Origin of the sequence: Rhizobium sp. NFR12, from assembly GCF_900108545.1 — a bacterium.
Taxonomy (GTDB): domain Bacteria; phylum Pseudomonadota; class Alphaproteobacteria; order Rhizobiales; family Rhizobiaceae; genus Neorhizobium; species Neorhizobium soli.
This window is the reverse complement of record NZ_FNWM01000002.1, coordinates 1,157,615-1,180,235: the sequence shown is the minus strand read 5'-3', so window position 1 is coordinate 1,180,235 and position 22,621 is coordinate 1,157,615. Positions and strand designations below refer to the sequence as shown.

General features: G+C 59.8%; 28 protein-coding genes and 1 tRNA gene. 20 read left to right on the top strand and 9 right to left on the bottom strand.

The features are described 5' to 3' along the window. Window positions 1-30: 30 nt before the first annotated feature. Both yidD and BLW69_RS13120 read right to left on the bottom strand, forming a co-directional pair. Window positions 31-387, bottom strand: a complete 357-nt coding sequence (gene yidD / locus BLW69_RS13125; protein ID WP_092662328.1) for a membrane protein insertion efficiency factor YidD — start codon at window positions 385-387, stop codon at window positions 31-33. Beyond that, the gene (locus BLW69_RS13120; protein ID WP_062456964.1) at window positions 387-836 is read right to left on the bottom strand and encodes an iron-sulfur cluster assembly scaffold protein; all 450 of its coding nucleotides are present in this window, start codon (window positions 834-836) and stop codon (window positions 387-389) included. The genes yidD and BLW69_RS13120 overlap by 1 nt, the downstream gene beginning before the upstream one ends. Before the next feature lie 289 nt (window positions 837-1,125). Between BLW69_RS13120 and folE the strand changes: the two genes are divergently transcribed. From folE to BLW69_RS13105, 3 genes are all read left to right on the top strand, one after another. Further along, entirely contained in the window at window positions 1,126-1,740 is a 615-nt protein-coding gene (gene folE, locus BLW69_RS13115; protein ID WP_062458053.1) for a GTP cyclohydrolase I FolE, read from the top strand. An 8-nt stretch (window positions 1,741-1,748) separates the two neighbouring features. Then, window positions 1,749-2,219: a phosphoribosyl-AMP cyclohydrolase gene (hisI, locus tag BLW69_RS13110; protein ID WP_092662326.1), complete on the top strand. Its 471-nt coding sequence runs from the start codon at window positions 1,749-1,751 to the stop codon at window positions 2,217-2,219. Window positions 2,220-2,323: 104 nt separating this feature from the next. After that, window positions 2,324-3,286: a patatin-like phospholipase family protein gene (locus BLW69_RS13105; RefSeq protein ID WP_062458055.1), complete on the top strand. Its 963-nt coding sequence runs from the start codon at window positions 2,324-2,326 to the stop codon at window positions 3,284-3,286. Window positions 3,287-3,319: 33 nt separating this feature from the next. On the opposite strand, the gene BLW69_RS13100 is transcribed toward BLW69_RS13105, so the two are convergent. Then, the gene (locus BLW69_RS13100) at window positions 3,320-3,754 is read right to left on the bottom strand and encodes a CBS domain-containing protein (RefSeq protein ID WP_062456971.1); all 435 of its coding nucleotides are present in this window, start codon (window positions 3,752-3,754) and stop codon (window positions 3,320-3,322) included. Window positions 3,755-3,854: 100 nt separating this feature from the next. After that, window positions 3,855-4,628, bottom strand: coding sequence for a rhomboid family intramembrane serine protease (locus tag BLW69_RS13095; protein WP_092662324.1), 774 nt, complete (start codon window positions 4,626-4,628; stop codon window positions 3,855-3,857). Window positions 4,629-4,854: 226 nt separating this feature from the next. Here BLW69_RS13095 and BLW69_RS13090 point away from each other — a divergent pair, with 226 nt between their 5' ends. From BLW69_RS13090 to BLW69_RS13065, 6 genes are all read left to right on the top strand, one after another. Next, window positions 4,855-5,442, top strand: a complete 588-nt coding sequence (locus BLW69_RS13090) for a PAS domain-containing protein (protein WP_092662322.1) — start codon at window positions 4,855-4,857, stop codon at window positions 5,440-5,442. A gap of 73 nt (window positions 5,443-5,515) precedes the next feature. Next, window positions 5,516-6,127 carry a PilZ domain-containing protein gene (locus BLW69_RS13085; RefSeq protein WP_062456977.1) on the top strand — a complete coding sequence of 204 codons (612 nt, stop codon included), beginning with the start codon at window positions 5,516-5,518 and terminating at the stop codon, window positions 6,125-6,127. Between the two features lie 573 nt (window positions 6,128-6,700). Further along, window positions 6,701-7,267, top strand: coding sequence for a transglutaminase-like cysteine peptidase (locus BLW69_RS13080; RefSeq protein WP_092662577.1), 567 nt, complete (start codon window positions 6,701-6,703; stop codon window positions 7,265-7,267). Between the two features lie 227 nt (window positions 7,268-7,494). Next, window positions 7,495-8,250: a hypothetical protein gene (locus BLW69_RS13075; RefSeq protein WP_092662320.1), complete on the top strand. Its 756-nt coding sequence runs from the start codon at window positions 7,495-7,497 to the stop codon at window positions 8,248-8,250. A gap of 118 nt (window positions 8,251-8,368) precedes the next feature. Beyond that, window positions 8,369-9,886 carry a D-alanyl-D-alanine carboxypeptidase gene (locus BLW69_RS13070; protein ID WP_062456988.1) on the top strand — a complete coding sequence of 506 codons (1,518 nt, stop codon included), beginning with the start codon at window positions 8,369-8,371 and terminating at the stop codon, window positions 9,884-9,886. 102 nt (window positions 9,887-9,988) lie between these two features. Further along, window positions 9,989-10,273: a hypothetical protein gene (locus tag BLW69_RS13065; RefSeq protein WP_062456991.1), complete on the top strand. Its 285-nt coding sequence runs from the start codon at window positions 9,989-9,991 to the stop codon at window positions 10,271-10,273. A gap of 19 nt (window positions 10,274-10,292) precedes the next feature. Here the strand turns inward: BLW69_RS13065 and BLW69_RS13060 are convergent, their stop codons facing one another. After that, a complete protein-coding gene (locus BLW69_RS13060; protein ID WP_092662318.1) occupies window positions 10,293-10,730 on the bottom strand; it encodes a DUF1489 family protein in 438 nt (145 codons plus the stop codon). A 75-nt stretch (window positions 10,731-10,805) separates the two neighbouring features. Then, a complete protein-coding gene (locus BLW69_RS13055; protein WP_092662316.1) occupies window positions 10,806-12,206 on the bottom strand; it encodes an L-serine ammonia-lyase in 1,401 nt (466 codons plus the stop codon). A 218-nt stretch (window positions 12,207-12,424) separates the two neighbouring features. Between BLW69_RS13055 and BLW69_RS13050 the strand changes: the two genes are divergently transcribed. Together BLW69_RS13050 and BLW69_RS13045 are read left to right on the top strand one after the other, a co-directional pair. Further along, a complete protein-coding gene (locus BLW69_RS13050) occupies window positions 12,425-13,156 on the top strand; it encodes a DUF599 domain-containing protein (RefSeq protein WP_062457000.1) in 732 nt (243 codons plus the stop codon). Next, the gene (locus tag BLW69_RS13045) at window positions 13,153-14,142 is read left to right on the top strand and encodes an acetyltransferase domain-containing protein (protein ID WP_092662314.1); all 990 of its coding nucleotides are present in this window, start codon (window positions 13,153-13,155) and stop codon (window positions 14,140-14,142) included. Before BLW69_RS13050 ends, BLW69_RS13045 begins: the two co-directional genes overlap by 4 nt. A 4-nt stretch (window positions 14,143-14,146) precedes the next feature. Here the strand turns inward: BLW69_RS13045 and BLW69_RS13040 are convergent, their stop codons facing one another. Continuing rightward, window positions 14,147-14,533, bottom strand: a complete 387-nt coding sequence (locus BLW69_RS13040; RefSeq protein ID WP_092662576.1) for a MerR family transcriptional regulator — start codon at window positions 14,531-14,533, stop codon at window positions 14,147-14,149. A 77-nt stretch (window positions 14,534-14,610) separates the two neighbouring features. Then, window positions 14,611-16,029, bottom strand: coding sequence for a magnesium transporter (mgtE, locus tag BLW69_RS13035; protein ID WP_092662312.1), 1,419 nt, complete (start codon window positions 16,027-16,029; stop codon window positions 14,611-14,613). A gap of 214 nt (window positions 16,030-16,243) precedes the next feature. On the opposite strand from mgtE, the gene BLW69_RS13030 reads away from it, so the two are divergent. Both BLW69_RS13030 and BLW69_RS13025 read left to right on the top strand, forming a co-directional pair. Next, entirely contained in the window at window positions 16,244-16,735 is a 492-nt protein-coding gene (locus tag BLW69_RS13030; RefSeq protein WP_092662310.1) for a peptide deformylase, read from the top strand. Between the two features lie 74 nt (window positions 16,736-16,809). Next, window positions 16,810-17,307: a BON domain-containing protein gene (locus BLW69_RS13025; protein ID WP_092662308.1), complete on the top strand. Its 498-nt coding sequence runs from the start codon at window positions 16,810-16,812 to the stop codon at window positions 17,305-17,307. Window positions 17,308-17,363: 56 nt separating this feature from the next. Here the strand turns inward: BLW69_RS13025 and lipB are convergent, their stop codons facing one another. Then, the gene (lipB, locus tag BLW69_RS13020; RefSeq protein WP_092662575.1) at window positions 17,364-18,101 is read right to left on the bottom strand and encodes a lipoyl(octanoyl) transferase LipB; all 738 of its coding nucleotides are present in this window, start codon (window positions 18,099-18,101) and stop codon (window positions 17,364-17,366) included. A 176-nt stretch (window positions 18,102-18,277) separates the two neighbouring features. Between lipB and BLW69_RS13015 the strand changes: the two genes are divergently transcribed. The 7 genes from BLW69_RS13015 to BLW69_RS12985 all read left to right on the top strand — a co-directional run bounded on the left by BLW69_RS13015 (window position 18,278) and on the right by BLW69_RS12985 (window position 22,611). Continuing rightward, window positions 18,278-18,362, top strand: a tRNA-Leu gene (locus BLW69_RS13015). Window positions 18,363-18,507: 145 nt separating this feature from the next. Then, a complete protein-coding gene (locus tag BLW69_RS13010; RefSeq protein ID WP_062580664.1) occupies window positions 18,508-18,744 on the top strand; it encodes a hypothetical protein in 237 nt (78 codons plus the stop codon). Window positions 18,745-18,885: 141 nt separating this feature from the next. Beyond that, a complete protein-coding gene (locus BLW69_RS13005; RefSeq protein ID WP_092662306.1) occupies window positions 18,886-19,806 on the top strand; it encodes a DMT family transporter in 921 nt (306 codons plus the stop codon). Between the two features lie 41 nt (window positions 19,807-19,847). Beyond that, window positions 19,848-20,477 (top strand): GNAT family N-acetyltransferase, encoded by a 630-nt coding sequence (locus BLW69_RS13000; RefSeq protein WP_244508815.1) that lies wholly within the window; start codon window positions 19,848-19,850, stop codon window positions 20,475-20,477. Window positions 20,478-20,582: 105 nt separating this feature from the next. After that, the gene (locus tag BLW69_RS12995) at window positions 20,583-21,710 is read left to right on the top strand and encodes an S-(hydroxymethyl)glutathione dehydrogenase/class III alcohol dehydrogenase (protein WP_062580660.1); all 1,128 of its coding nucleotides are present in this window, start codon (window positions 20,583-20,585) and stop codon (window positions 21,708-21,710) included. Beyond that, a complete protein-coding gene (locus tag BLW69_RS12990; RefSeq protein ID WP_244508814.1) occupies window positions 21,707-22,168 on the top strand; it encodes a GNAT family N-acetyltransferase in 462 nt (153 codons plus the stop codon). Before BLW69_RS12995 ends, BLW69_RS12990 begins: the two co-directional genes overlap by 4 nt. Next, entirely contained in the window at window positions 22,165-22,611 is a 447-nt protein-coding gene (locus tag BLW69_RS12985; RefSeq protein WP_062457036.1) for a YaiI/YqxD family protein, read from the top strand. Before BLW69_RS12990 ends, BLW69_RS12985 begins: the two co-directional genes overlap by 4 nt. Window positions 22,612-22,621: the final 10 nt, after the last annotated feature.

Genomic DNA, 22,621 nt, shown 5'->3' with positions numbered 1-22,621 from the left:
CCTTTTGAGATAGCTGGGCTGGTGTCACGCTTATCCATGACGCCAGTAGCGCCAGGGCATCCACCAGACCTGGCGTTGCCTCTGCAGGTCCGGAACCGGGTCCAGTCCGCCGGAGCCACCAGGACCGCAGCGCGCGACTCGGTACAGTGTCATCCAGAGACCGGGCCAGAGCCCGTGTCGGGCGATCGCCTCGTAGCCATACTCGGAACAGGTCGGAATATGGCGGCAGCCGTTTCCGACAAAGCCGGAAAGAGTGAGCTGATAGAACCGGATCAGTCCCATACCGGCGAGGCGTCCGGGCGTCTTTTTGAACGGGCCCTGCCAGTTGCGCGATCGATAGGGCCCGCCGCGTTTCGTGTCGTGGTCACAATCCGGCGAGCCGCACATCAGGCGGTCGCTTTGTCGGCCCGGTCGCGGACGTCGATCTGATCGAGCGCGTCAACGACCGCATCGAACGTCAGCATGGTAGACGGATGCCGGGCCTTGTAATCCTTCACAGGCTTCAGGTAGCGCATGTCTTCGAAGCGGCCGACCGGGCCTTCGCCGCCCTCTTTCAGCATCGACAGCATGTCGACCCTCGCCTGGCGCAGTTCGTCGACCGGCGCGCCGACGATATGCCGTGCCATGATCGACGACGACGCCTGACCAAGGGCGCAGGCCCTCACCTCGTGAGAGAAGTCGCTCACCACGCCGTCACTGACTTTCAGGTAAACACGAACTTTTGAACCACAGAGCTTGGAGTGCTTTTCGGACGTCGCATCCGCATCGTCCATTGCACCCGCGCGGCCAATGTTCCCCGCAAACTCAAGAATTTTCTGGTTATAGATCTCGTCCATGTCGCTCGCTCACGTCATCGTCCTCGACATCCGCTCGACCGATCGAACGCACCGTCTACCGGGATGACCTACCACAATCTGGATTAGGCCCCTATATGTTGTCCGCGACGGGAATTATCAAGGAAACACGTTTTCGAGAAACGCGCGAAAACGGCGATGGTATGCCTTGAAAATTCGGAACGCGCAGACGAAAAGTCAGGAAACTGGTATTCCGGCGTGATCCATGGCGATCAGCTTTTTTACCATAGTGAGATCGGATGTGGCCCTGGCCCGCATCGAGGGACACAAGATGGATGCTATTTTGAAGAATTTTCCGGCCTCCAGCCAGAAACAGCCTCGTCCGACCCAGCAGGAAGCTGAGGACGCCGTGCGCGTCTTGCTCCAGTGGTCCGGCGACGATCCGGAGCGCGAAGGTTTGCTCGATACGCCGAAGCGCGTTGCAAAAGCCTATCGCGAGCTCTTTTCGGGCTATGATCTGTCGGCCGAAGAGGTTCTCGGCCGGACCTTCGAGGAGGTCTCGGGTTATGACGATATGGTTCTCGTTCGCGATATACCATTCTTCTCCCATTGCGAGCACCACATGCTGCCGATCAAAGGCAAGGCGACCGTTGCCTATCTTCCGCAGGGCCGGGTTCTGGGGCTGTCCAAGATCGCGCGTGTGATCGAGATCTACGGTCGTCGCCTCCAGACACAGGAAAATTTGACGGCACAGATCGCCAGCGCGATCGACACGACATTGAAGCCGCGCGGTGTGGCCGTCCTGATCGAGGCGGAACACATGTGCATGGAAATGCGCGGTGTGGAGAAGCAGGGATCTCAGACGCTGACGACCCGGTTTACCGGTGCGTTCAAGACCGACGCGGCCGAGCAGGCGCGTTTCTTTACCATGGCCCGCAACCGCTGAGCGCCGAAATGACAATGACTTTTCAAGCGCCTTCGTCGGATAAGGCCGAGCTCGAGGGTGACGGCGCCTTTACGCCCCGTTTCGATTCCGACGGTCTTGTGACCGCTGTCGTGACCGACATTCGCGATGGCGAATTGCTCATGGTGGCGCATATGAACGCCGAGGCGCTCGCGCTGACGATCGAGACGGGCGTCGCTCACTACTACAGCCGGTCGAGAGCGAAACTCTGGAAGAAGGGCGAGACCTCCGGCAATCTGCAGACTGTGCATGAGGTCAGGACCGATTGCGATCAGGACGCCGTCTGGCTCAAGGTCTCGATGTCCGGCCATGACGCCGCTTGCCACACCGGGCGACGCTCCTGTTTCTATCGTGCGGTAAAGAAAAGTGACGGTGGCGCTGTCCTTGAAATACAGGATCAACAGCGTCACTTTGATCCAGAACATGTGTATTCTGGTCATGATGAGACGGGGAAGCGGTAGGCGTCTGCACCGCTTTCATACCATCCCCACCTGAATAACGAATTGGCAACCAAACGATGCGTTAATTGGTGTACGTGGCTGTGTGCAGCTGAGAGGTGATGGCGATGATGAATTGGAGTTGGAGTCGCAACGAGCGGCAGGCCGCGCCAGCAGACGCTGTCACAAATCGGCTCCAGACGTCCCCTCCTCCCATTGTCATTGAGCAGCCACGCAAGGCAAAGCTGTCTCTAGCACTTGGTGGCGGCGCGGCCCGCGGATGGGCGCATATCGGCGTGTTGCGCGCGCTTGACGAAGCCGGCATCGAAGTCGGGATGATTGCCGGCACGTCAATCGGCGCGCTGGTCGGAGGCTGTTATCTCGCCGGCAAGCTCGACGAACTCGAAAGCTTTGCCCGATCGCTGACCATGCGGCGGATCGCGGCGCTTCTCGACCTCACCATCGGTGGCGGCGGCCTGATCGGTGGCATGCGGTTAACGAAGCGAATGCAGGAACACCTGCAGGGCATCTCCATCGAGGATCTCGACCGCCCCTTCGTCGCAGTCGCGACGGAACTTCATACCGGGCACGAAGTGTGGATTTCGGCCGGCTCTCTGATCCGCGCCCTTCGGGCGTCCTACGCGCTGCCGGGGATTTTCGAACCTGTGAAATGCAGCGGCCGCACGCTGGTCGATGGCGCGCTGGTCAATCCGGTCCCGACCTCCGTCTGCCGCGCCTACGAGCAGCCGCTGGTCGTGGCCGTGAACCTCAACTACGATGTCTTCGGCCGGTCCGCGGTTGTCAAACACACTGCAGCCGATGCGCCGGACGATCACGAGCGTTCGCGCCATCAGGACGACCCCCGCGTCGGTGTCACCGGCACAATGGTGCAGGCGTTCAACATCATCCAGGAGCGCATATCGCGGGCGAGACTGGCCGGCGATCCGCCTGATCTGGCGCTGCATCCGCGCCTCAACGATATCGGTCTGTCCGAATTCCACCGCGCCGGCGAGGCGATCGACCGGGGCTATGAGGCCACCATGTCGCAGATCGTGGCGCTTCAGCGCATGCAGGAAGTTTTCGCCCGCTAAGATGCGGGCGAACGTGCCACATTTGCTGCCAACTTACCCGGCGATATAGGCCTTCATCTGTTCGGCTTCGATCTCCACTTCGCGCAGCCGCGATTTCACGACGTCGCCGATCGAAATGATGCCGGAGAGCTTGCCGTCGGCTTCTACCGGGACATGGCGGAACCGTCCCGCCGTCATCATGCCCATCACCTCGTCTGCCGTCTGATCCTCCCGACAGCGTTGCACGGAGGTTGTCATGACGGCCTTGACCGGCTGCTCCAGCGCATCGACGCCTTTGGTGGCGATGCAGTGGACGAGGTCTCTCTCGGTGAAAATGCCGGCAATACGCCCCTCCATCCCGGCAATGATCACGGCACCGATGTTTCTGTCGTTCAATATGCCCGCGATCTGGCGCAACGTCTCGTCCGGGCTGACGGTCACGACGTTACGGCCCTTCGAATCCAGCATGCTCTTTACGGTCGTCGACATGGCTCGCTCCTCCAAAACCATTCGAACCGAAACGTCTCCCCTCAAAGACATTTGCGGCACAGTCCCTCGACGCGAAGTTTAAGACGACAGCAACTGGAGATCAAGCGGGCGCCAATGGGTGGTCATCGGCGGCAATCCTGTCGAACAGGCCGAAAAACAAAAAGCCGAAGAGAAAGCCACCGATGTGAGCATCCCAGGCGATCTCTCCGACATCGGATCCGATCAGCGGCAGGCCGATGGCGACGAGCACGTTTCCGAAGAACCACATCGCCGTGAAAATCACCACTGTCCGGTTCCGGAAAGAGCCGAGTATGGACTGACGTGGATGGAGATGGCCGAAACTGCGGTCGTATCCGCGGCCGTCCGGGAACGCGAACCGGCACGCGGCGCCCATCAAGCCTGAGACGACGCCTGAAGCGCCGACGAGCAGCGTCTGGTCGCCCCAATGCAGGCCGGCATGGAAGAAAGCTGCCGCCGCTGCCGAGAAAATCCAGAACAGCACGTAGCGGAGAGTTCCGATGCGGCGCACGACCGGCGCTCCAAAGGCAACCAGCCAGAGTGCGTTAAAGCCGATATGCTCGATACCGCCATGCAGGAAGGAATAGGTGACAGGCGTCCACAGCCATTCGAAATTCTGCTCCGCAAACGGAACGACGTAGCGTACGGGCGTGAAGGCGAACCACATCAGCACCGAGATCTGCGCCTCCTCGTCGAGCAAGTAAGCATCGACTAGATAGACGACGGCCAGGAACAGGACCGTGATCACCAGACTTCGGGGAAGATTGAAAACTGGCTGCGACGACTGGTCGTCGATGGCGTCCGCATCCCTGTCCGTATCGTTCGCGGCACCCGGCAGGTCTTGCCTGTCGCTCATCACAATTCCTTCCCTGTTGAAGCGTCAGGCTTACAGGACGACCCGCCTGAAGAAAAGCTGCAGATAGCACCGGATACAAGCACTTAGTCGCTGGGATCGACATTCTTTCGTCTAGGCTCACCGCTCTGGCATGGTTTTCGCAGCGTTAAGGCTGACCCTCGTGTTGTGCCTTAGAAAGCGGTTCAGCACGGGATGAAGCGTCTCGAAATGGATCACGGGAAAGCGAATGCAAAATCCGGCTACGACGGAAATCTTCGAATACTGGACAGGTCTGTGCGACGGGCGGTTGCCTCCCATGCGCAACGAGATCGATCCGGTCGCCCTGCGCAGATTTCTGCCTCATCTCTTCATCGTCGCAAACGAGGCAGACGACCAATTGACGTTTCGGCTTGCGGGAACGCGGTTATGCGAGTTGTTCGGTGGCGAGTTTCGCGGAATGCCGTTCCGCACGATCTGGGATCTCGAAGAAAACGATCGCGCCCAGGAGGTCGTCATGCAGATCCTCGTCCATGAGAAACCCGCGATTGCCGACGTAGTCCTGAACGTAGCCGGCACGTCAATCGAATGCGAAATGCTGATGATGCCGCTTCGCTCTTCCGAAACCGGGAGCGACCGGGTACTCGGAGCACTTCTGCCTGCCGACGGCCCTTTCCCGGTGGCGGCAAGACCGGCAAGTGGGCTGCATCTTCAAGATTGGGGCTTTGTCGAAAGCGATGAAACCGGCGGGTTGTCCGTCTGCGGGCATGACCAGCCGCAGTTGGTCCAGTCAGGACTTCTGCGCCGCTTCCTGCCGGCGAGCTTCTTCCCACAATGACGGCTTCGGGAACCATATATTAACGCCCTGTCGCTAATGTAGGCTAGGACTCTAGCTGAAAAAGCGCTCATCCATGTTTTCCGGCACCTCGTCTCAGGCATCCGTTTCGCAAGCAACTGCAGCGCAGCGCTCATTCCAACGCGTCTCCGTGAACATCGGCGGCCGCTTGATGCTGGCCGACCATGAGGAATATGCCTGCACCGCGATCGAGATGTCCCCCGGGGACGTCAGCTTCCAGTGTGCCGGTCGTCCACGGACCAACGAGCGGGTCATCGCCTATCTCGATCACGTCGGCCGCCTTGAAGGGACAGTTCTCAGTGTTGCCGGCGGCGGCTTCCTGATGATGATCAACGCGACCGACCGCAAGCGCGAAAAACTTGCCGCACAGTTGACCTGGATCGCCAACAAGCATGAACTCGGGCTGCCGGAGGACCGTCGCCACGATCGTCTCACCCCGCGCAACACCCGTTCGGAGATTACTCTCGACGACGGGCGCCGCTATCCGTGCCGGCTGCTTGACCTTTCGCTTTCCGGTGCGGCTGTCGACATCGAGACCCGTCCGTCAATCGGGACCCCGCTTCGCCTCGGAAACATGCGCGGACGTGTGGTGCGTCACTTCATGGAAGGCGTCGCGATCGAGTTTCACTCGGTCCAGTCCCGCGAAGCGCTGACCGAGTTCCTGTAAGCCTCATCATATCCATTTTCTAACCCGCCTGCCGGCAGCTGAGTTGTGCTGTGTCTGCTCCGGCGTGAATTCTTAAGATCATCGCCATCGTCAGCGGCGCTGGACTGCTGGTCCGACACACCAAAATCCCGAAAAAACACGTCGCCAGAATTATTTTGTGCCTTTTCGGGATTTTTTTTCGCAGTTTTAGGCGGCAAAACGGGCTGTTTTGGTCGCGATTTTTTCCCGGAACGCGGCGAAGCAAAGCAACAGGCACAGGCAGATCCAAGACTTCGCTCACCTTTCGGTGATGTCACGTTTCATCAAAGCGATGCCGTATCAGGGAGATAGGCGCGGATAGGTCAAATTTATCTGGCATTTTATGCAAATTCGCCGAAAAAGCAGTGCGTATTTTATGAAAAAGCACGTCGAATTCGACGCGTATTTTCGCCAAAGTTGATTAGAATAAGCATCTGATTTTACTGCGGTATTTTGCGGTCGATCAAAGGGTCTGAGGCATTGTTTCCCCACAACGGGGAGACAAGAAAAATGAACTGCCGTAAAGCTCTCGCATTCGCAATCGCCGCCGCTGCAATGATCGGCTCCATGACCGTCCAGTCCTTTGCGATGCCATCCGGCGCCATGCGCGTTATCGGCAAGGCAAACCCGCCGATCGGTCATTACGAATTCTGCAAGACCTACACGAGCGAATGCGTGGCATCCTACAAGGACGCCGGCCCCGTGGCACTCACCGAAGACACCTGGCGCACGATCCTCGACGTCAACTACACGGTCAACACCTCGATCACACCGATGACCGACCAGGAAATCTACGGCGTCGAAGAGCGCTGGGCATACCCGCGGACCGTCGGCGACTGCGAGGACTTCGTGCTCCTGAAGCGGAAGATGCTGACGCAGCAGGGCATTTCGCCTTCCAACCTGCTGATCACGGTCGTGCTGCAGCCGAATGGCGAAGGTCATGCAGTCCTGACCGTCCGCACCGATCGCGGCGACTTCGTCCTCGACAACATGCGCAACAAGGTCATGATCTGGACCGATACGGAATACACATACCTGAAGCGCCAGGCGACCGATGATCCGGCGCGTTGGGTCAAACTCCAGGACGGCCGGGCAACCGCAGTCGGCAGCGTCAGCCAGTAAGACAAGATTACCCCGACGAACGATCGACCATGTCATCATTCAGAACGCTGGCAGGGCCTCCGAGGAGGTATCCTGCCGGCGTTTCCGTTTATGGCGCTCACCACTGTCGCGCGACTATGACTAACGATCCATTAACCACAAACCCGCAACAATGGCGGTATCGCTGCCGGCGCGGTCGCACCCCTCGTTCGGTCCGCCGGCCACTCCAGTGACGAGAGCCCGGCCGCATGCAACCCGACAGCCTTAGTGAAACGGACAGCCCGCTTCTATCCAGGCGAACCCTGTACAAGATCACCGGCATCGTGGTTGCGCTTGGCATAGTGACCAGCGCCATCAGCGTTGGCGGCCGATGGCTCGGCGAGCGGATGATGCTGGGTGGCCATTCCGAGAGCACAGAGACATTCGACTTGGTGATCGGTCAGGATACCATCCAGCTTTCCGCCAACACGCTCCGTTTTAAAGAGCAGAGACGGAGCGGTGCAACTGAACGGGCGGACCTCTATCTGACCTGGCCGGAAATGACGGGCTACAGCGCCACCAATCGGGCGCGATTCGACACCGTCTCCCAGCCGGCATCTCTGATCTTCGTACAGATGTCGCAGAGCACCATGTCGCGCGACATGTCGGGGCGGCTTCAGCCGATCTACGAGGGACTTTTCGAAGGCCCGGCCGAACCGGCTGAGCATGGGCTGACACTGCATCGCCTCCGGGCGGACAGCGGTTACGGGAACGAGGTGATTCTGACGGGCGCACAGCCTGGTGCCGCCTCCCCCTACGCCGTGCGTTGCCTTTTTCCATCGGCGGGAGAGCGCCCTACCAGCGGCGACTGCCAGCGCGATATCCGAGTCGGGCAGGATCTGACCGTGCTTTATCGATTCTCGAGCGTGCTTTTGCGCGACTGGCAGAAGATTGACGCCGGAGTTCGGACATTTGTCCAAGTCCGCCTCGTGACCGGGCACCCGGTAACGCAGGTCAATCGGTAAAATGGTCCTCTGCGAAGCAACCAAACGTTCATCATAAACCTCTTGGTAACGCTGTTCCCCTAGATTGCCTGACAACGGGCCCATCGGGGGCGCTGAGCCCGGACGTAATACAACCACCATGCAAGCGATGAGTGCGGCAGTGTCGAAGAGCATGTTTTCCACAATCCTCCCCAAGGGACGCGTGGCAGTGCCGGGAAAATTTCTCGGTTGTCTTTTTACGGTGATCTTGGCCTTTTCGAGCCTCGCCAGTCCGGCGCATGCCGATCCGAAATATGCAGGGATCGTCGTCGACGCCAAGTCTGGAAAGGTTCTTTACGGCGAGGATCCGGATGGTCTTCGCTATCCAGCTTCGCTCACGAAGATGATGACGCTTTACCTGACCTTCGAAGCGCTCGAGGCTGGTCGTATCACGCTTGACACCAAGGTTCCGGTTTCTGCGCATGCTGCGTCCGAGCCGCCTTCGAAACTGGGTGTGCGCCCCGGCGGCGCCATCAATGTCGATCAGGCGATCCGTGCACTCGTTACGCGGTCGGCCAATGATATGGCGACAGCTCTCGGCGAGTTCGTCGGTGGATCCGAAGACCGCTTTGCGCAGATGATGACGAACAAGGCACGTGCCCTCGGCATGACGCGTACGACGTATCGGAACGCACACGGCCTGCCCAACACGGCGCAGATGACGACGGCACGTGATCAGGCTCGCCTCGGCATCGCTCTTCGCCAGCATTTTCCGCAGTATTACGGTTACTTCTCCATCCGCACTTTCAATTTCGGCAAGCAGACGATCGGCAACCACAATCGCCTGGTCGGAACTGTCCGCGGCGTCGACGGTATCAAGACCGGTTATACCCGCGCAGCCGGCAGCAATCTGGCAACGTCGGCACAGCTCGACGGTCGCTCGATCGTTGCAGTCGTGCTCGGTGGCCGCTCCAGCGCCGCTCGTGATGCGACCATGCGCAAGCTTGTTGCGGAATATCTTCCGAAAGCGTCCCGCGGCGGTCAGAGCAACCTGATCTCGCAGGCTCCGTCCGCTCCGGTTCCGACACCATCGCTTCCCGTCGCAAGCCAGCCGCGTGTCGCTGCTGCAGTATCCGACGCCCGTCAGGTTTCGGCTCTCGACCTTCCTAACAGTGGCCCCATGCCCGGCGCTCGCTATGACGAGACGGCAGCACCTGCTGCGACTGCCTATCTCGGCGAACCGTCGCAGAAGCGAACGGCTTCGGCAGCGATGAACTCCGCAATGCTCGGTTCTGGCGCTGTCCCGACCCCTGCCCCGGAATATGTTCCGAAGCGCAGTGGCGCCGGCGAGCGGACCGAAATGGCGGCAATCGATTCGGTCACCACGGCCTCCACCCGCGATACGCCCAAAGTGTCTCTCAAGGGTGATGTGTCCGGTTGGGTCATCCAGATTGGCGTCTCGCCCAATCCTTCGATGGCAAACGAACTCCTGCAGGATGCGCAGGATAAAGGCGGCAAGGTATTGCGTTCCGCCAAACCCTTCACAGTCGCCTTCAGCACCAATGGCGGCCAGGTCTATCGCGCTCGTTTTGGGGGCTTCGGCGACCAGAAGTCCGCGATCGATGCCTGCAATATCCTGAAGAAGAAAGGCGTGAACTGCTGGGCGTCGATACAGTAATCGGCCCATCAGACGACCACTGAAAAAAGCTGCGCCAGCCACCGTGTTTTGTATCCGCCGGCGCAGTGAAATCTCGATAGTAATGCGTAAACGGGGTTTCCTATGGGAATGAATGAAAACAGTATCGGCTTCGTCGCCAACGCGACGAAGTCCAAGGCCCGCGGCATTGCGCTCAATCCGCTCCACGAAGCGGCCATGCGGCTTGCGGGAATGGGAATGGCGGGAATGAACCTCTCTTCGCGTTCCCGGGAAAAGACCAAGGATCTCGTCACCCTGCTGCTCAGCCATGGAGCCCGTGCGTGGCGCCAGTCGCAGCCACCGGCTCAGATCCATCTGCATGTCGGGCTGCGTGCCGGACGCGCGTCGGTCCGTTTGAGACTTCGCTGACTGAGACTGGGCTGAATAGCTAGAGAAGACCGAGTTCGGCGAGGTGTCGCCGCAACTCTTCTGGCAGCTGGGTGACATCATCTCCCAGTCCGCCGAGGTCCTTCGGGATCTCGTTATCGAGGAGATACCGCCAGCCCTGAAATGGCCGCTTCGGCATCGGCGCGGTTTCGATGACTTCGGGACCGAGCACCAGCTGGCAACGGCCGATACCATCCTCGCCCTTAACTGTGCGAACCTCCAGAAGCTTCTGGCGCGCAGAGACCTGACCCTTGATCACCCAGTAGAGCGACCCGCCATCGACGAGCTCATCGACGCGCTTCGGCATCATTCGCGTCGTGTGGATGCTGTGAGGTTCGAGACCAGCCGAAATGGCGGTCAGAGACCGCTCGGCCACCCAGTCTCTCAGGTCCTGGATGGAGTCGGCGCCGACGCAGAGCTTGATCAGATGTAGAGCCATGCCCGTTCAAAGCCGCAAGGACTGCGCCGGGTCAAGTCGGATCTTTCAAAACGGAAAACGTCCCACAGGAAGCTCTCAGCACTCGACCACGTTCACGGCAAGCCCGCCGGTCGAGGTCTCCTTGTACTTCTCGCTCATGTCCATGCCAGTCTGGCGCATGGTTTCAATACAGGCGTCGAGCGGCACGAAATGGCTGCCGTCACCCTTCAGCGCCAGAGATGCCGCCGTCACGGCCTTTACGGCGCCAAGCGCATTGCGCTCGATACACGGCACCTGGACGAGGCCTGCAATGGGATCGCAGGTCATGCCGAGGTGATGCTCGAGCGCGATCTCCGCAGCATTTTCGATCTGCTCCGGCGAACCGCCCATAACGGCGGCGAGACCTGCAGCGGCCATCGCCGCAGCCGACCCGACTTCACCCTGGCAACCGACTTCGGCACCGGAAATCGAGGCATTGTGTTTGATGATGCCGCCGATCGCTGCCGCGGTCAGAAGAAAGGTACGGATGTCTTCCTGCGTCGCGTCGTCGTGAAAATGCAGATAATAGCGAACCGTGGCTGGAATGACCCCGGCGGCACCGTTGGTCGGCGCGGTCACGACACGGCCGCCACCGGCATTCTCTTCGTTGACCGCCATCGCGTAAACAGACAGCCAGTCATTGGCGAGAAGCGGGTTGAGCCGATTGCTGCGCCATTCCTCGTTCAGGCGGTCGTGGATCGCCCGCGCACGGCGCTTCACCTTGAGGCCACCCGGCATGATGCCGTCGACCTTCAGACCGCGATCAATGCAATTCCTCATCGCGTCCCAGATCCGGTCGACGCCTTCGTCGAGTTCGACCTCGGTCATCTTGGTCAGCTCGTTGGCGCGTTTCATCTGGGCAATCGTCAGGCCAGAACCGTGCGACATTTCGAGCATCTGTTTGGCGGACGAGAATGGATAGGGCACGCGCGCATCGCTTGCCGTCTTCTTGGACGCCCGCATCGCCTCCAGTTCGGTGTCGGTCACGACAAACCCGCCGCCGATCGAATAGTAGATGCGCTTCACGAGCAGTCGACCGTCCCGATCCAGCGCCGAAAAGCTCATGCCGTTGGCATGGCCGGGCAGCGGCTGCTTCTTGTCGAAGATCAGGTCCGTTGCCGGCTTGAACTCGTAGCTGGGGTGGCCCGGCGGGGTGACGCGACCGGTACGTTCGACGTCTGCAATGATCGCGTCCATCAGATCGGGATCCACGCTGTGCGGCTCTTCGCCGACAAGACCGAGGATAACCGCCCTGCCCGTTCCGTGCCCAATGCCGGTAAAGGCAAGCGAGCCGTGGAGGCTGACCTTCAGCGCCGCGACGGCAGCACCCGTCGGGCGTGGCCAGTCATTGGAAAGGAGGAGCTCCAGAAAACGATTGGCTGCCGACATCGGCCCCATCGTGTGCGAGCTGGAAGGACCGATACCGATTTTGAAAACGTCGAAAACTGAAAGAAACATGATTGTTCACGGGACCGTTCGTTTGGGCAGAGGCTACGCCAAACCTGAGTTCGGCTCAGGCGATCACCCGACATCCGCTTGGACACGAGCGACATGCATCACAGAAACACGCTCTACAGATAGGTGTTGCAAAAACCTATACCAGGCACACGCCTCTTGCCCGGACAGCCGAAACAAAGCAAGACGAAACGAGGCATACACGATTTGTGGCGAGACCCATGACGACTGCGGACTATATCGCGCTGGCACTGTTTCTCGCCCTCTGGGCCCTTTATTCCTGGCTCACAGCGGGGTCTGGCAGTCGCTTTTTCCCCCGCTTGAGCCTTAACCGGGCCATGGCGGAGCGGCGTCGGAACTGGATCTACAACTCGCTTCGGCGCGATCTCAAGATGATCGACACGCAAATCCTGGCCGGTCTGCAGAACGGGACGGCCTTTTTCGCCTCGACCTCGATCTTCGCGATTGGTGGCTGCTTTGCGCTGCTTGGCTCGACCGACAAGGTGGAGGACGTGTTCAGCAATCTGCCCTTTGTCTATTACGGCGGGCGCACCGCGTTCGAGCTCAAGGTTGCCGGTCTAACGGTGCTGTTCGGCTATTCCTTCTTCAAATTCGGCTGGGCCTACCGTCTGTTCAACTACTGCACCATCCTGTTCGGCGCCTTGCCGATGATGCACGACACGAATGCTGATCGTGCCAAAGCTGAGATCGCCGCAGATCAAGTCATCCAGATGAACACGATCGCCGCCGGCCACTTCAATGCCGGCCTTCGGGCGCTGTTTCTTTCCATCGGCTACCTGGGCTGGTTCGCCGGGCCCTACATGTTCATGGCGATGACCGCGATCGTGGTCTTCGTTCTGACACGCCGCCAGTATTTCTCCGACGCCCGTCTCGCGCTGATGGACCCGGTGAGCGACACCAAAGACAAACAAGAGCGGGACATGCGAACGTGACATCATCAGAGATCCAACCCAATGCCCCCCGCGTGCCGCGCATTGTCTTGATCGATACGCTGCGCGGCGTGGCACTGATCGCCATGGCGACCTATCATTTCACCTGGGATCTCGAATTCTTCGGCTATCTCGATCCGGGAACAGCGACGCAGGGTTTCTTCAAGATCTATGCGCGACTGATCGCCAGTTCGTTTCTGTTTCTCGCCGGCGTCAGTCTGGTCCTTGCACATACGCCGCAGATCCGCTGGCAGTCCTTTGCGAAACGGCTCGGCATCGTTGTCGGCGCAGCCCTTGCCATCAGCGTCGCGACATTCGTCGCCTTCCCGGGCGAATGGATCTATTTCGGCATTCTGCATAACATCGCCCTGTCGAGCCTTATCGGCCTGGCGTTCCTGCGGCTTCCTCCGGCGCTCACGGCTGCGGTCGCCGCGATGATCGCTGTTCTGATGCTGGTCGATTACGTCGCTATGCCGGGAACTCTCGATTCGGCTCTGTTCGACACGCGCTGGCTTGCCTGGATGGGCTTCGCCGAGGCTCCGCCCCGTTCGAACGATTACGTGCCGTTGTTTCCCTGGGTTGCCGCTCTATTGGCTGGTATCGCCGCAACCAAGTTCCTGATGTCACGCAACGTGCTGCCGCGCATTGCGAAGGTCCAGACAAGACAGAACCTACTCTCAAAGGCCGGTCAGCACAGCCTGCTGATCTATCTCGTGCATCAGCCGATCCTGATCGGTCTCGTCTATCTCTTCTCGCTGGTCCATCCCGCTCCGCCGCCGGATGTCCGCAAAGGTTACATCTTGAGCTGCGAGAGGGGCTGCATAGGGAGTGCCGACGCCAACATCTGCCGCGCGTTCTGCACCTGCACGGCCGATCGGCTGATTGCCCAGAACCTCATGACGCCCATGCAGTCAGGCGTGATCACACCACAGGACGACCGTATCCAGATGATCGCGCAGGAATGCGCCATCGCTTCGCCGCCTCCCTGAGAGTTCAGGTGCCGACGCCGATTTCGGCGAGACGGGTGAGGCAGGCCTCCTCGACATTGTCGAGTTCAAGCAGCGTTTCCTCGATGTCCTTGCGCTTCTGACGAAGGTCATCGCGTTTCTCGTCGACCTTCTTCATCAGAAGCTTGAGCTGGCCCATTTCGCCTGGAGGCTCCTTGTAGATCTGGACGATCTCGCGAATCTCCGCGATGGAAAAGCCGATGCGACGTCCACGGAGAATTTCCATGATCAGACGGCGGTCTGCAGCCCTGAAAAGACGCGTACGTCCGCGGCGCTCCGGATGGATCAGGCCCTCATCTTCATAGAAGCGCAAGGTGCGCGTGGAAACGCCGAACTCGCGGGTCAACTCGGTGATGCTGTAATATTTGTTCACGGCCACATCCTGACATTTCTGCCTCAAATAATTGACTTTTACGTAACAGTCAATTTTTCGGATGTTTGCTGCTCTCGTTACCCGATCGCGAACCACCAGGTGGCGAGGCCCAGAAACGAGAAGAACCCGGTCGTGTCCGTGATTGCCGTCACAAAGACCGCGGAGGAAACGGCGGGATCCGCCCCTGCCCGGTTGAGGAGAATCGGCACCATCAGGCCGGCGCTGGCGGCCGCGACCATGTTGATGAGCATCGCCGTCGCAATCAGTCCGCCGATATTGGGATCCTGAAACCAGAAGCCCGCCACCAGCCCGACCAGCGTGCCGATCAGACAGCCATTGATCAGGCCGACGCAGATTTCACGCCGCGCGACGCGCCAGGCATTGTGGATATCGAGATCGCGGGTCGCGATGGCGCGCACCGTGACCGTCATCGTCTGCGACCCCGCATTGCCGCCCATGCCGGCGACGATCGGCATCAGGATCGCCAGCGCGACCACTTCTTCGATCGTGGCTTCGAACAGCGAGATCACGGAGGCCGCTACAAATGCGGTCAAGAGGTTGACGAGCAGCCAGGGCACGCGAGAGCGCGAGATGTCGACCACGGTGTCGGACAGTTCTTCATCGCCGACGCCGCCGAGGCGCATGATGTCTTCTTCGGCCTCTTCCTGCATCACGTCGACGATGTCGTCGATCGTCAGGACGCCGACCAGCCTGCCGTTTTCATCGACGACAGCGGCCGAGAGAAGATCGTATTGCTCGAAGAGCTGTGCTGCCTCTTCCTGGTCCATATCGGCGGGAATGGGGTAGTTCGTCTCCCGCATGATTGTCTCGATCTTCACCTGCCTGTTGGTGCGCAGGATGCGGTCGAGATAGATGACGCCGAGCAGCTTGAAGGTCGGGTCGATGACGAAGACCTGCGTAAAGCTTTCCGGTAGGCCTTCATCCTCGCGCATGTAGTCGATCGTCTGGCCAACCGTCCAGAACGGCGGCACGGCGACGAATTCGGTCTGCATGCGACGACCGGCCGAGCTTTCCGGATAGTCGAGTGCTCGCCTTAGGCGAACCCGTTCCGTGAACGGCAGCTGCGCGAGGATCTCTTCGCGATCCTCCTTGTCGAGATCTTCGAGAATGTAGACCGCGTCGTCGGAATCGAGACCGCCAATACCCGCAGCGATCTGCGCGTTGGACATATGCTCGACGATCTCCATACGGATCGCCTCGTCCACCTCGGTCAGAGCCGTCAGGTCGAAGTCGGTGCCGAGCAGCCGAACCATCGCCCGGCGCTGGTCGGGCATGATCGATTCGAGAAGGTCGCCTAGTTCGGATTCGTGCAGGCGCGCTACATGCTGGCGCAGATAGAGAACATCGCGATCGGCGATTGCTGCCCCGACCCTCGCGAGGAAATCGGGCCGAACCGCACCTTCTTCGGTATAGATGTCGTGGGCCGGTTCGTTGGCCTTGCTGCGACCGCGGGTCTCTTCGCCGATATCGCTCATTGCCGCCCTCGCTATCCGCATCTCGCAGGTTGAAGATAACGGCAGAAACTGATTTTCAACAACCAGATAACCGTCTTAGATCGAACGCGTTTGCCGCTTCATTCCAGCTAGAGCAAATGGTCGGGATGGTCCAGTGCGCAATGGTCAAACATCTGTGGCGAAACGCTTCTCGCCATGCCAATGGGAACGCTTGAGAGACGAGGAAGGATAACGAATGGCACCCCTGACGATATTGCGATATCCGGATCCTGGCCTGTCAAAGCCGTGTCAGCCGATTACCGTGTTCGACGCAGCACTCGAGACGTTCGCGCAGGATCTGCTCGCCACCATGCGGGCTGCACCGGGAGTCGGAATCACCGCCGCGCATGTCGGGGCTCACATCCGGCTTGTCGTGCTCGAACTGTCGGCGGGAGACGGTCCGCGCTTTTATGCCAACCCGGTAATCCTTTCGTTCGGTGAACAGCCCATGCGCTACACCGAGGGAAGCGTATCCATGCCAGGTGCTACCGAAGAGGTCGAGCGTGCCGCCACGATCCGGTTCCGCTATCAGCGCCTGGACGGGACGCACGCAGAAGAGGACGCCACGGGCTTCTACTCCGTCTGCATGCAACATGAGATCGACCAGCTGGACGGCGTCTTCTGGCTGAAGCGTCCATCGAGGTTGAAACGCGACCGGTTGGTCCGCAAGTGGGAAAAAGGTCGGTAGAGGAACCAAGGCTGTTCCTGACGGTTATCGAGGCAACCCTCTACCGACTGACGAACCTTACGGAAGGAACCACAATGCCCGCCACCCGCAAGCCCGACGATATTTCCCGCGAAGAAGATTTCCGCGATTACGACGACCGCAACATCGACGAAGGCTGGCCTTATGACGATGCAGCCGGTGCCGGTGCGCGTCCGGTCGGCAACGCCGCCTATGGCGAGCCTGCTGCGAACTTCGAAAGCGATCGTAACGAAGGCTACCAGGTCGAAGGCATCGAGGCCGACGGGCAGCAGGAACGGCTTGTCGACAGCGATACGCCCGCAACGATCGGGGTCGAAGAATCAGACGATCTTGAGGAGCGCATCACGGACGCGATCGAATCGCTCGATATCGCCATGATGGATGCCATCGACGTGCATGTCGATGACGGAGAGGTCACGCTCGAAGGCCTGGTCGACGAGGCATCTGCCGTGCGCATCATCGCTGCCAAGGTAAAAAGCATTTCCGGCGTGAAATCCGTCGTCAACAACCTGCGCGCTGGCGGCGTCGATGGACGTATGCCCGACGAGGACTGAGACCTGCACGCCGGTCGTTATGACCGTCGCTTCCAACGATCAGACGATTGCACAGGTCACCGTGAGGTGACCTGTTCACGTTCGTTCACAGTCGGGCCGAAGATCTGCTCGAACGCCTCACGAAGCCGGATATCGACATCCGTCATCATGACCGGCAGGCCGAGATCCACCAGGCTGGTGACCCCATAACCCGATATCCCGCAGGGCACGATGCCGGAGAAATGCGACAGGTCGGGTTCGACGTTGAGCGACAGGCCGTGGAAGCTCACCCAGCGGCGCAGGCGAATACCCAGTGCGGCGATTTTGTCCTCGGTGACCGACCCGTCGAGCATGGCGGGCTTGTCCGGCCGCTTTACCCAGACACCAACACGATCCTCGCGCCGCTCGCCGCGAACGTTCATCATGTCGAGCGTCTGGATGACCAGCTCCTCAAGGCCCGCCACATAGGCTCGAACGTCCTGACGCCGGCGCTTCAGGTCCAGCATGACGTAGGCAACGCGCTGGCCCGGGCCATGATAGGTGTATTCTCCGCCGCGACCCGTCGCAAATACGGGAAACCGATCCGGCTCGATGAGGTCGGCGGTCTGGGCGCTGGTACCCGCTGTATAAAGCGGCGGATGCTCCAGCAGCCAGACGAGTTCGTCGGCATGGCCGTCGGCAATGGCTGCAACCTCCGCCTCCATCGTGGCGATCGCCTCGTCGTAAGGCACGAGTTCGTCCGAAACCCGCCATCTTACGGGCGGACAGTCGGCTTGCGGCAGCATGGAGAGATTGAGATCGGTGCGTGTCAGCATGGTCAGTCTTCTGTCAAAAGCGAACAAGGGCGGCAAGAGCCTTGTTTTCCGGGACTTTATATAAGGTTATCCCCAACCCGTTTAAATCCTTCAAAAATCTGTCACGACGCACTTGTGCACCCCAAATCCTTTTGCTACATGCTCGCTCGCCGGAGCAATTCGGCTCTACCACGGATGCGGTCGTGGCGGAATTGGTAGACGCGCAGCGTTGAGGTCGCTGTGGGGCAACCCGTGGAAGTTCGAGTCTTCTCGACCGCACCAAAAGAACCCGGCTTCGGCCGGGTTTTTTCGTTTCTGGCGTCAAGCGACGTTTCAAGCCTCGTCATGTCACCCAATTCACATCTTCACAAACGAATTGACTTCTTGCTCCTTATGGAACATAAACAGAACACCACAGGAGCGTAACATGGCAACCGCAGAAAAATTCATCGTTCTCCAATTCAAGAAGAACCGCGGCCACGTCGTCCCCGGTGAAATGCGCCAGGCCTCGAACGCGGCCTCCGCCGAGAAGATCGCGACGGCCATGTCGGTGCGCGTCATCGGAGTCGCTGCCTATTCGGTAATGGTGGACGAAGAGACCGGCGACATGACCTCCCCGCGCCTTCTGATCGAACACGGTGAGACCACGGAACTCGCGGCCTAACATACCGCGACCTCTGTATCTGAGCATCGGATATGCTTTCCGGTGCTTGCAGCGCCAAGCGTTGCTGATGTGCCCGCACCTGCGGCTTGCCGACAAGGTCAGCCTGTGTTTGAACTCAGGTTCAATTGAAAGCGCAGGCCAATGCCCCCAAAGACTTCCGAAAACCCGCTCAAGGGCATGGCGATCATGGCCTCGTGCATGGCCATTCTGCCGGTCATGGATGCCATCGCCAAATACATGGCGAATTTCGAGCACATGTCGCCCGGACAGGTCACCTTCTATCGGTTCCTGTTTCAGTTCCTGAGCCTGCTGCCGCTGGCACTGCTTTCCGCCCGGTCGCTCATCCATGCGAATCGCCCGTGGATGAACCTGTTGCGCGGCACGTTGCATGCTTCGGCAAGCCTGATGTTTTTTGCCGCCGTCAAATATATGCCGCTTGCCGACGTGTTCGCGATCTACTTCGTTGAACCCTTCATGCTGACGATGATGTCGGCCATCTTTCTCGGAGAAAGGGTCGGCTGGCGGCGCTGGCTTGCCATCGTGGTCGGTTTCGGTGGTGCGATGATCGTGATCCAGCCGAGCTATTCGATATTCGGCTGGACGGCGCTTCTGCCGGTCGCTTGCGCCTTTCTCTTCACGCTCTATCTGTTTCTCAATCGCGCCATTGGTGAGAGTGATTCGCCGCTGGTAATGCAAACCATCGCCGGCCTCGGCGGCACCGTCTTCATGGGCCTTGCGATGACAGCGGGAAGCGGTTTCGGCGTCACCGACTTCGAGCCGTCCCTGCCCGCCTCCGCGCTCGGGTTGCTGCTGCTGGTCGTCCTGGGTTCGATCTCGGGATACATGCACCTCCTCGTGGTGAAGGCGTTCAGGATGGCACCCCTGTCGCTGCTCGCGCCCTTCCAGTATTTCGAGATCATTTCGGCGACCGTCCTTGGCTATGCGCTGTTTGGTGACTTTCCGACGGCATCGAAATGGTTCGGCATCCTCATCATCGTCGCCTCGGGTCTGTTCATCATCTGGCGCGAACATGCGCAGTCGAAACAGCTGGTGCCTGCGTGACCTTCGTTGACAACGACCATCAAACATCGTGAAAAGACCTCATGAGCCAAGACCCGATGTCCCCTGACAATCCCATGCTTTTGAGCGGATATTCCAATGTTCCGCCGGGAATGATCGCGACCGTGGTAACCTGCCTGGAGATGCTGGAACGACCGGAACCGGGTTCGATGCCACCGGTAGGATTGCTTACCGTTGAGCACTGGCCGTCGCCGTCGATCGAGGATTATCGCGCGCTTTACAGGTCGGTCGGCGAACACTGGATGTGGACCTCGCGCCTCGTCATTGATGACAGCGAGCTTGCTGCAATCCTTCAAGACCCATTGGTCGAAGTTCACGCCCTGATGGACGGCGATCGCGCGGTGGGGCTGCTGGAACTCGATTTCCGGCGCCAAGGCGAATGCGAGATTGGCTATTTCGGTCTCGCCGCCGGTACGATCGGCAAGGGTGCCGGCCGGTTCTTGATGAACGCTGCAATCGAGAAGGCGTGGTCTCGACCGATCTCGCGCCTATGGGTTCACACCTGCCATCTCGATTCGGCGCAGGCGCTGCCATTCTACCAGCGCTCCGGCTTCAAACCTTTCAAGATGATGGTCGAAGTCGTCGATGATGTTCGGCTGACGGGGTTGGTGCCGCGCAGCGCTTCTCCGCAGGCCCCGATCATCGAGCCCTGACCGATCACCCGATTGCGACTATTCATACCGTCTTCCGGCTTGAGCCCGGACCACTTGCCGTGCAAAAGTCCCGGCAGAATCTTATAGATAAAATGGAGTGACACCATGGATGTCCGCGCCGCCGTTGCCGTTCAGGCTGGCAAACCGCTCGAAGTGATGACCGTACAGCTGGAAGGCCCTCGCGCCGGCGAAGTGCTGATCGAGATCAAGGCGACCGGCATCTGCCACACCGACGATTTCACCCTGTCGGGCGCCGATCCGGAAGGCCTCTTCCCTGCCATTCTCGGCCATGAGGGCGCCGGCATCGTCGTTGATGTCGGACCGGGTGTCACCTCGGTCAAGAAGGGCGACCACGTCATTCCGCTCTACACGCCGGAATGCCGCGAGTGCTATTCCTGCACATCGCGCAAGACCAACCTTTGCACCTCCATCCGCACCACGCAGGGCCAGGGCGTGATGCCTGACGGCACCAGCCGGTTTTCGATCGGCAAGGACAAGATCCACCATTACATGGGTTGTTCGACATTCTCGAACTTCACGGTTCTGCCGGAGATCGCGGTTGCCAAGGTCAATCCCGACGCGCCCTTCGACAAGATCTGCTACATCGGCTGCGGCGTCACGACGGGCATCGGCGCCGTCATCAATACGGCCAAGGTTGAAATCGGTTCGACCGCGATCGTCTTCGGTCTAGGCGGCATCGGCCTTAACGTCCTTCAGGGCCTGAGGCTTGCCGGTGCCGACATGATCATCGGCGTCGACATCAATCCCGACCGCAAGGAATGGGGCGAGAAGTTCGGCATGACACATTTCGTCAACCCGAAAGAGGTCGGCGAAGACATCGTGCCCTATCTCGTCAACATGACCAAGCGCAACGGCGACCTGATCGGCGGCGCCGACTACACGTTCGATTGCACCGGCAATACCAAGGTCATGCGCCAGGCGCTCGAATCGTCGCATCGCGGCTGGGGCAAGTCGGTCATCATCGGCGTTGCCGGCGCCGGTCAGGAGATCTCGACCCGTCCGTTCCAGCTGGTCACCGGCCGCAACTGGATGGGCACGGCCTTCGGCGGCGCCCGAGGACGCACAGACGTGCCGAAGATCGTCGACTGGTATATGGAAGGCAAGATCCAGATCGATCCGATGATCACCCACACAATGCCGCTCGAAGACATCAACAAGGGTTTCGAGCTGATGCATTCGGGCGAAAGCATCCGTGGCGTGGTGGTCTATTGACCACCCTGCCGTCCTACACGACCGATGTGCGGAGACTGGAAGAGTTCTCCGCACTCGACCTCTATGCCATGCTGAAGATGCGCGTGGACGTGTTCGTCGTCGAGCAGGAATGCCCCTATCCGGAACTTGACGGCAACGATCCGGCCTGTCTGCATCTGCGTCTTCTCGACGGCCGCGATCTGCTGGCCTGCGCCCGCATCTGGCGGCCGGAGCCCTCAGACAATCCGCGCATCGGCCGCGTTGCCGTCTCGCCGGATCATCGGGGCAAGCGGCTCGGCGAAGCGTTGATGCGCGAATCGATCGCCGCCTGCGAACAGGCCTATCCCGGAGAAACGATCGAGATTTCCGCGCAGGCCCATCTTCAGAAATTCTATGCCTCGTTCGGCTTCTCGCCGATATCAGAGGAGTATCTGGAGGACGGTATTCCGCATGTGGACATGCTGAGGGCAAAGCCTTGATCTATGTCGATGCCGATGCCTGCCCCGTGAAGGCGGAAATCCTCAAAGTCGCGGAGCGTCACGCGTTTGAGGTGACGTTCGTTGCCAATTCCGGCTTGCGTCCGTCCCGCGATCCGATGGTGAAGAACGTCATCGTCTCGGCCGGTTTCGACGCTGCCGACGACTGGATTGCCGAGCGCGCCGGCCCTGCCGACATCGTCATCACGGCCGACGTGCCGCTTGCCGTGCGTTGTGTGGCCGCCGGTGCCTTTGTCACGGGACCGACCGGGCGCGTGTTCGACGAGACCAATATCGGCATGGCGAGCGCCATGCGCGATCTTGGCCAGCATCTGCGCGAGACGGGCGAAAGCAAGGGCTATAACGCAGCCTTCTCGCCACGCGACCGATCCAAATTCCTGGAGACGCTGGACAGGCTCTGCCGGCGCGCCAAATCAAACGGCTAGACCGCGCTAT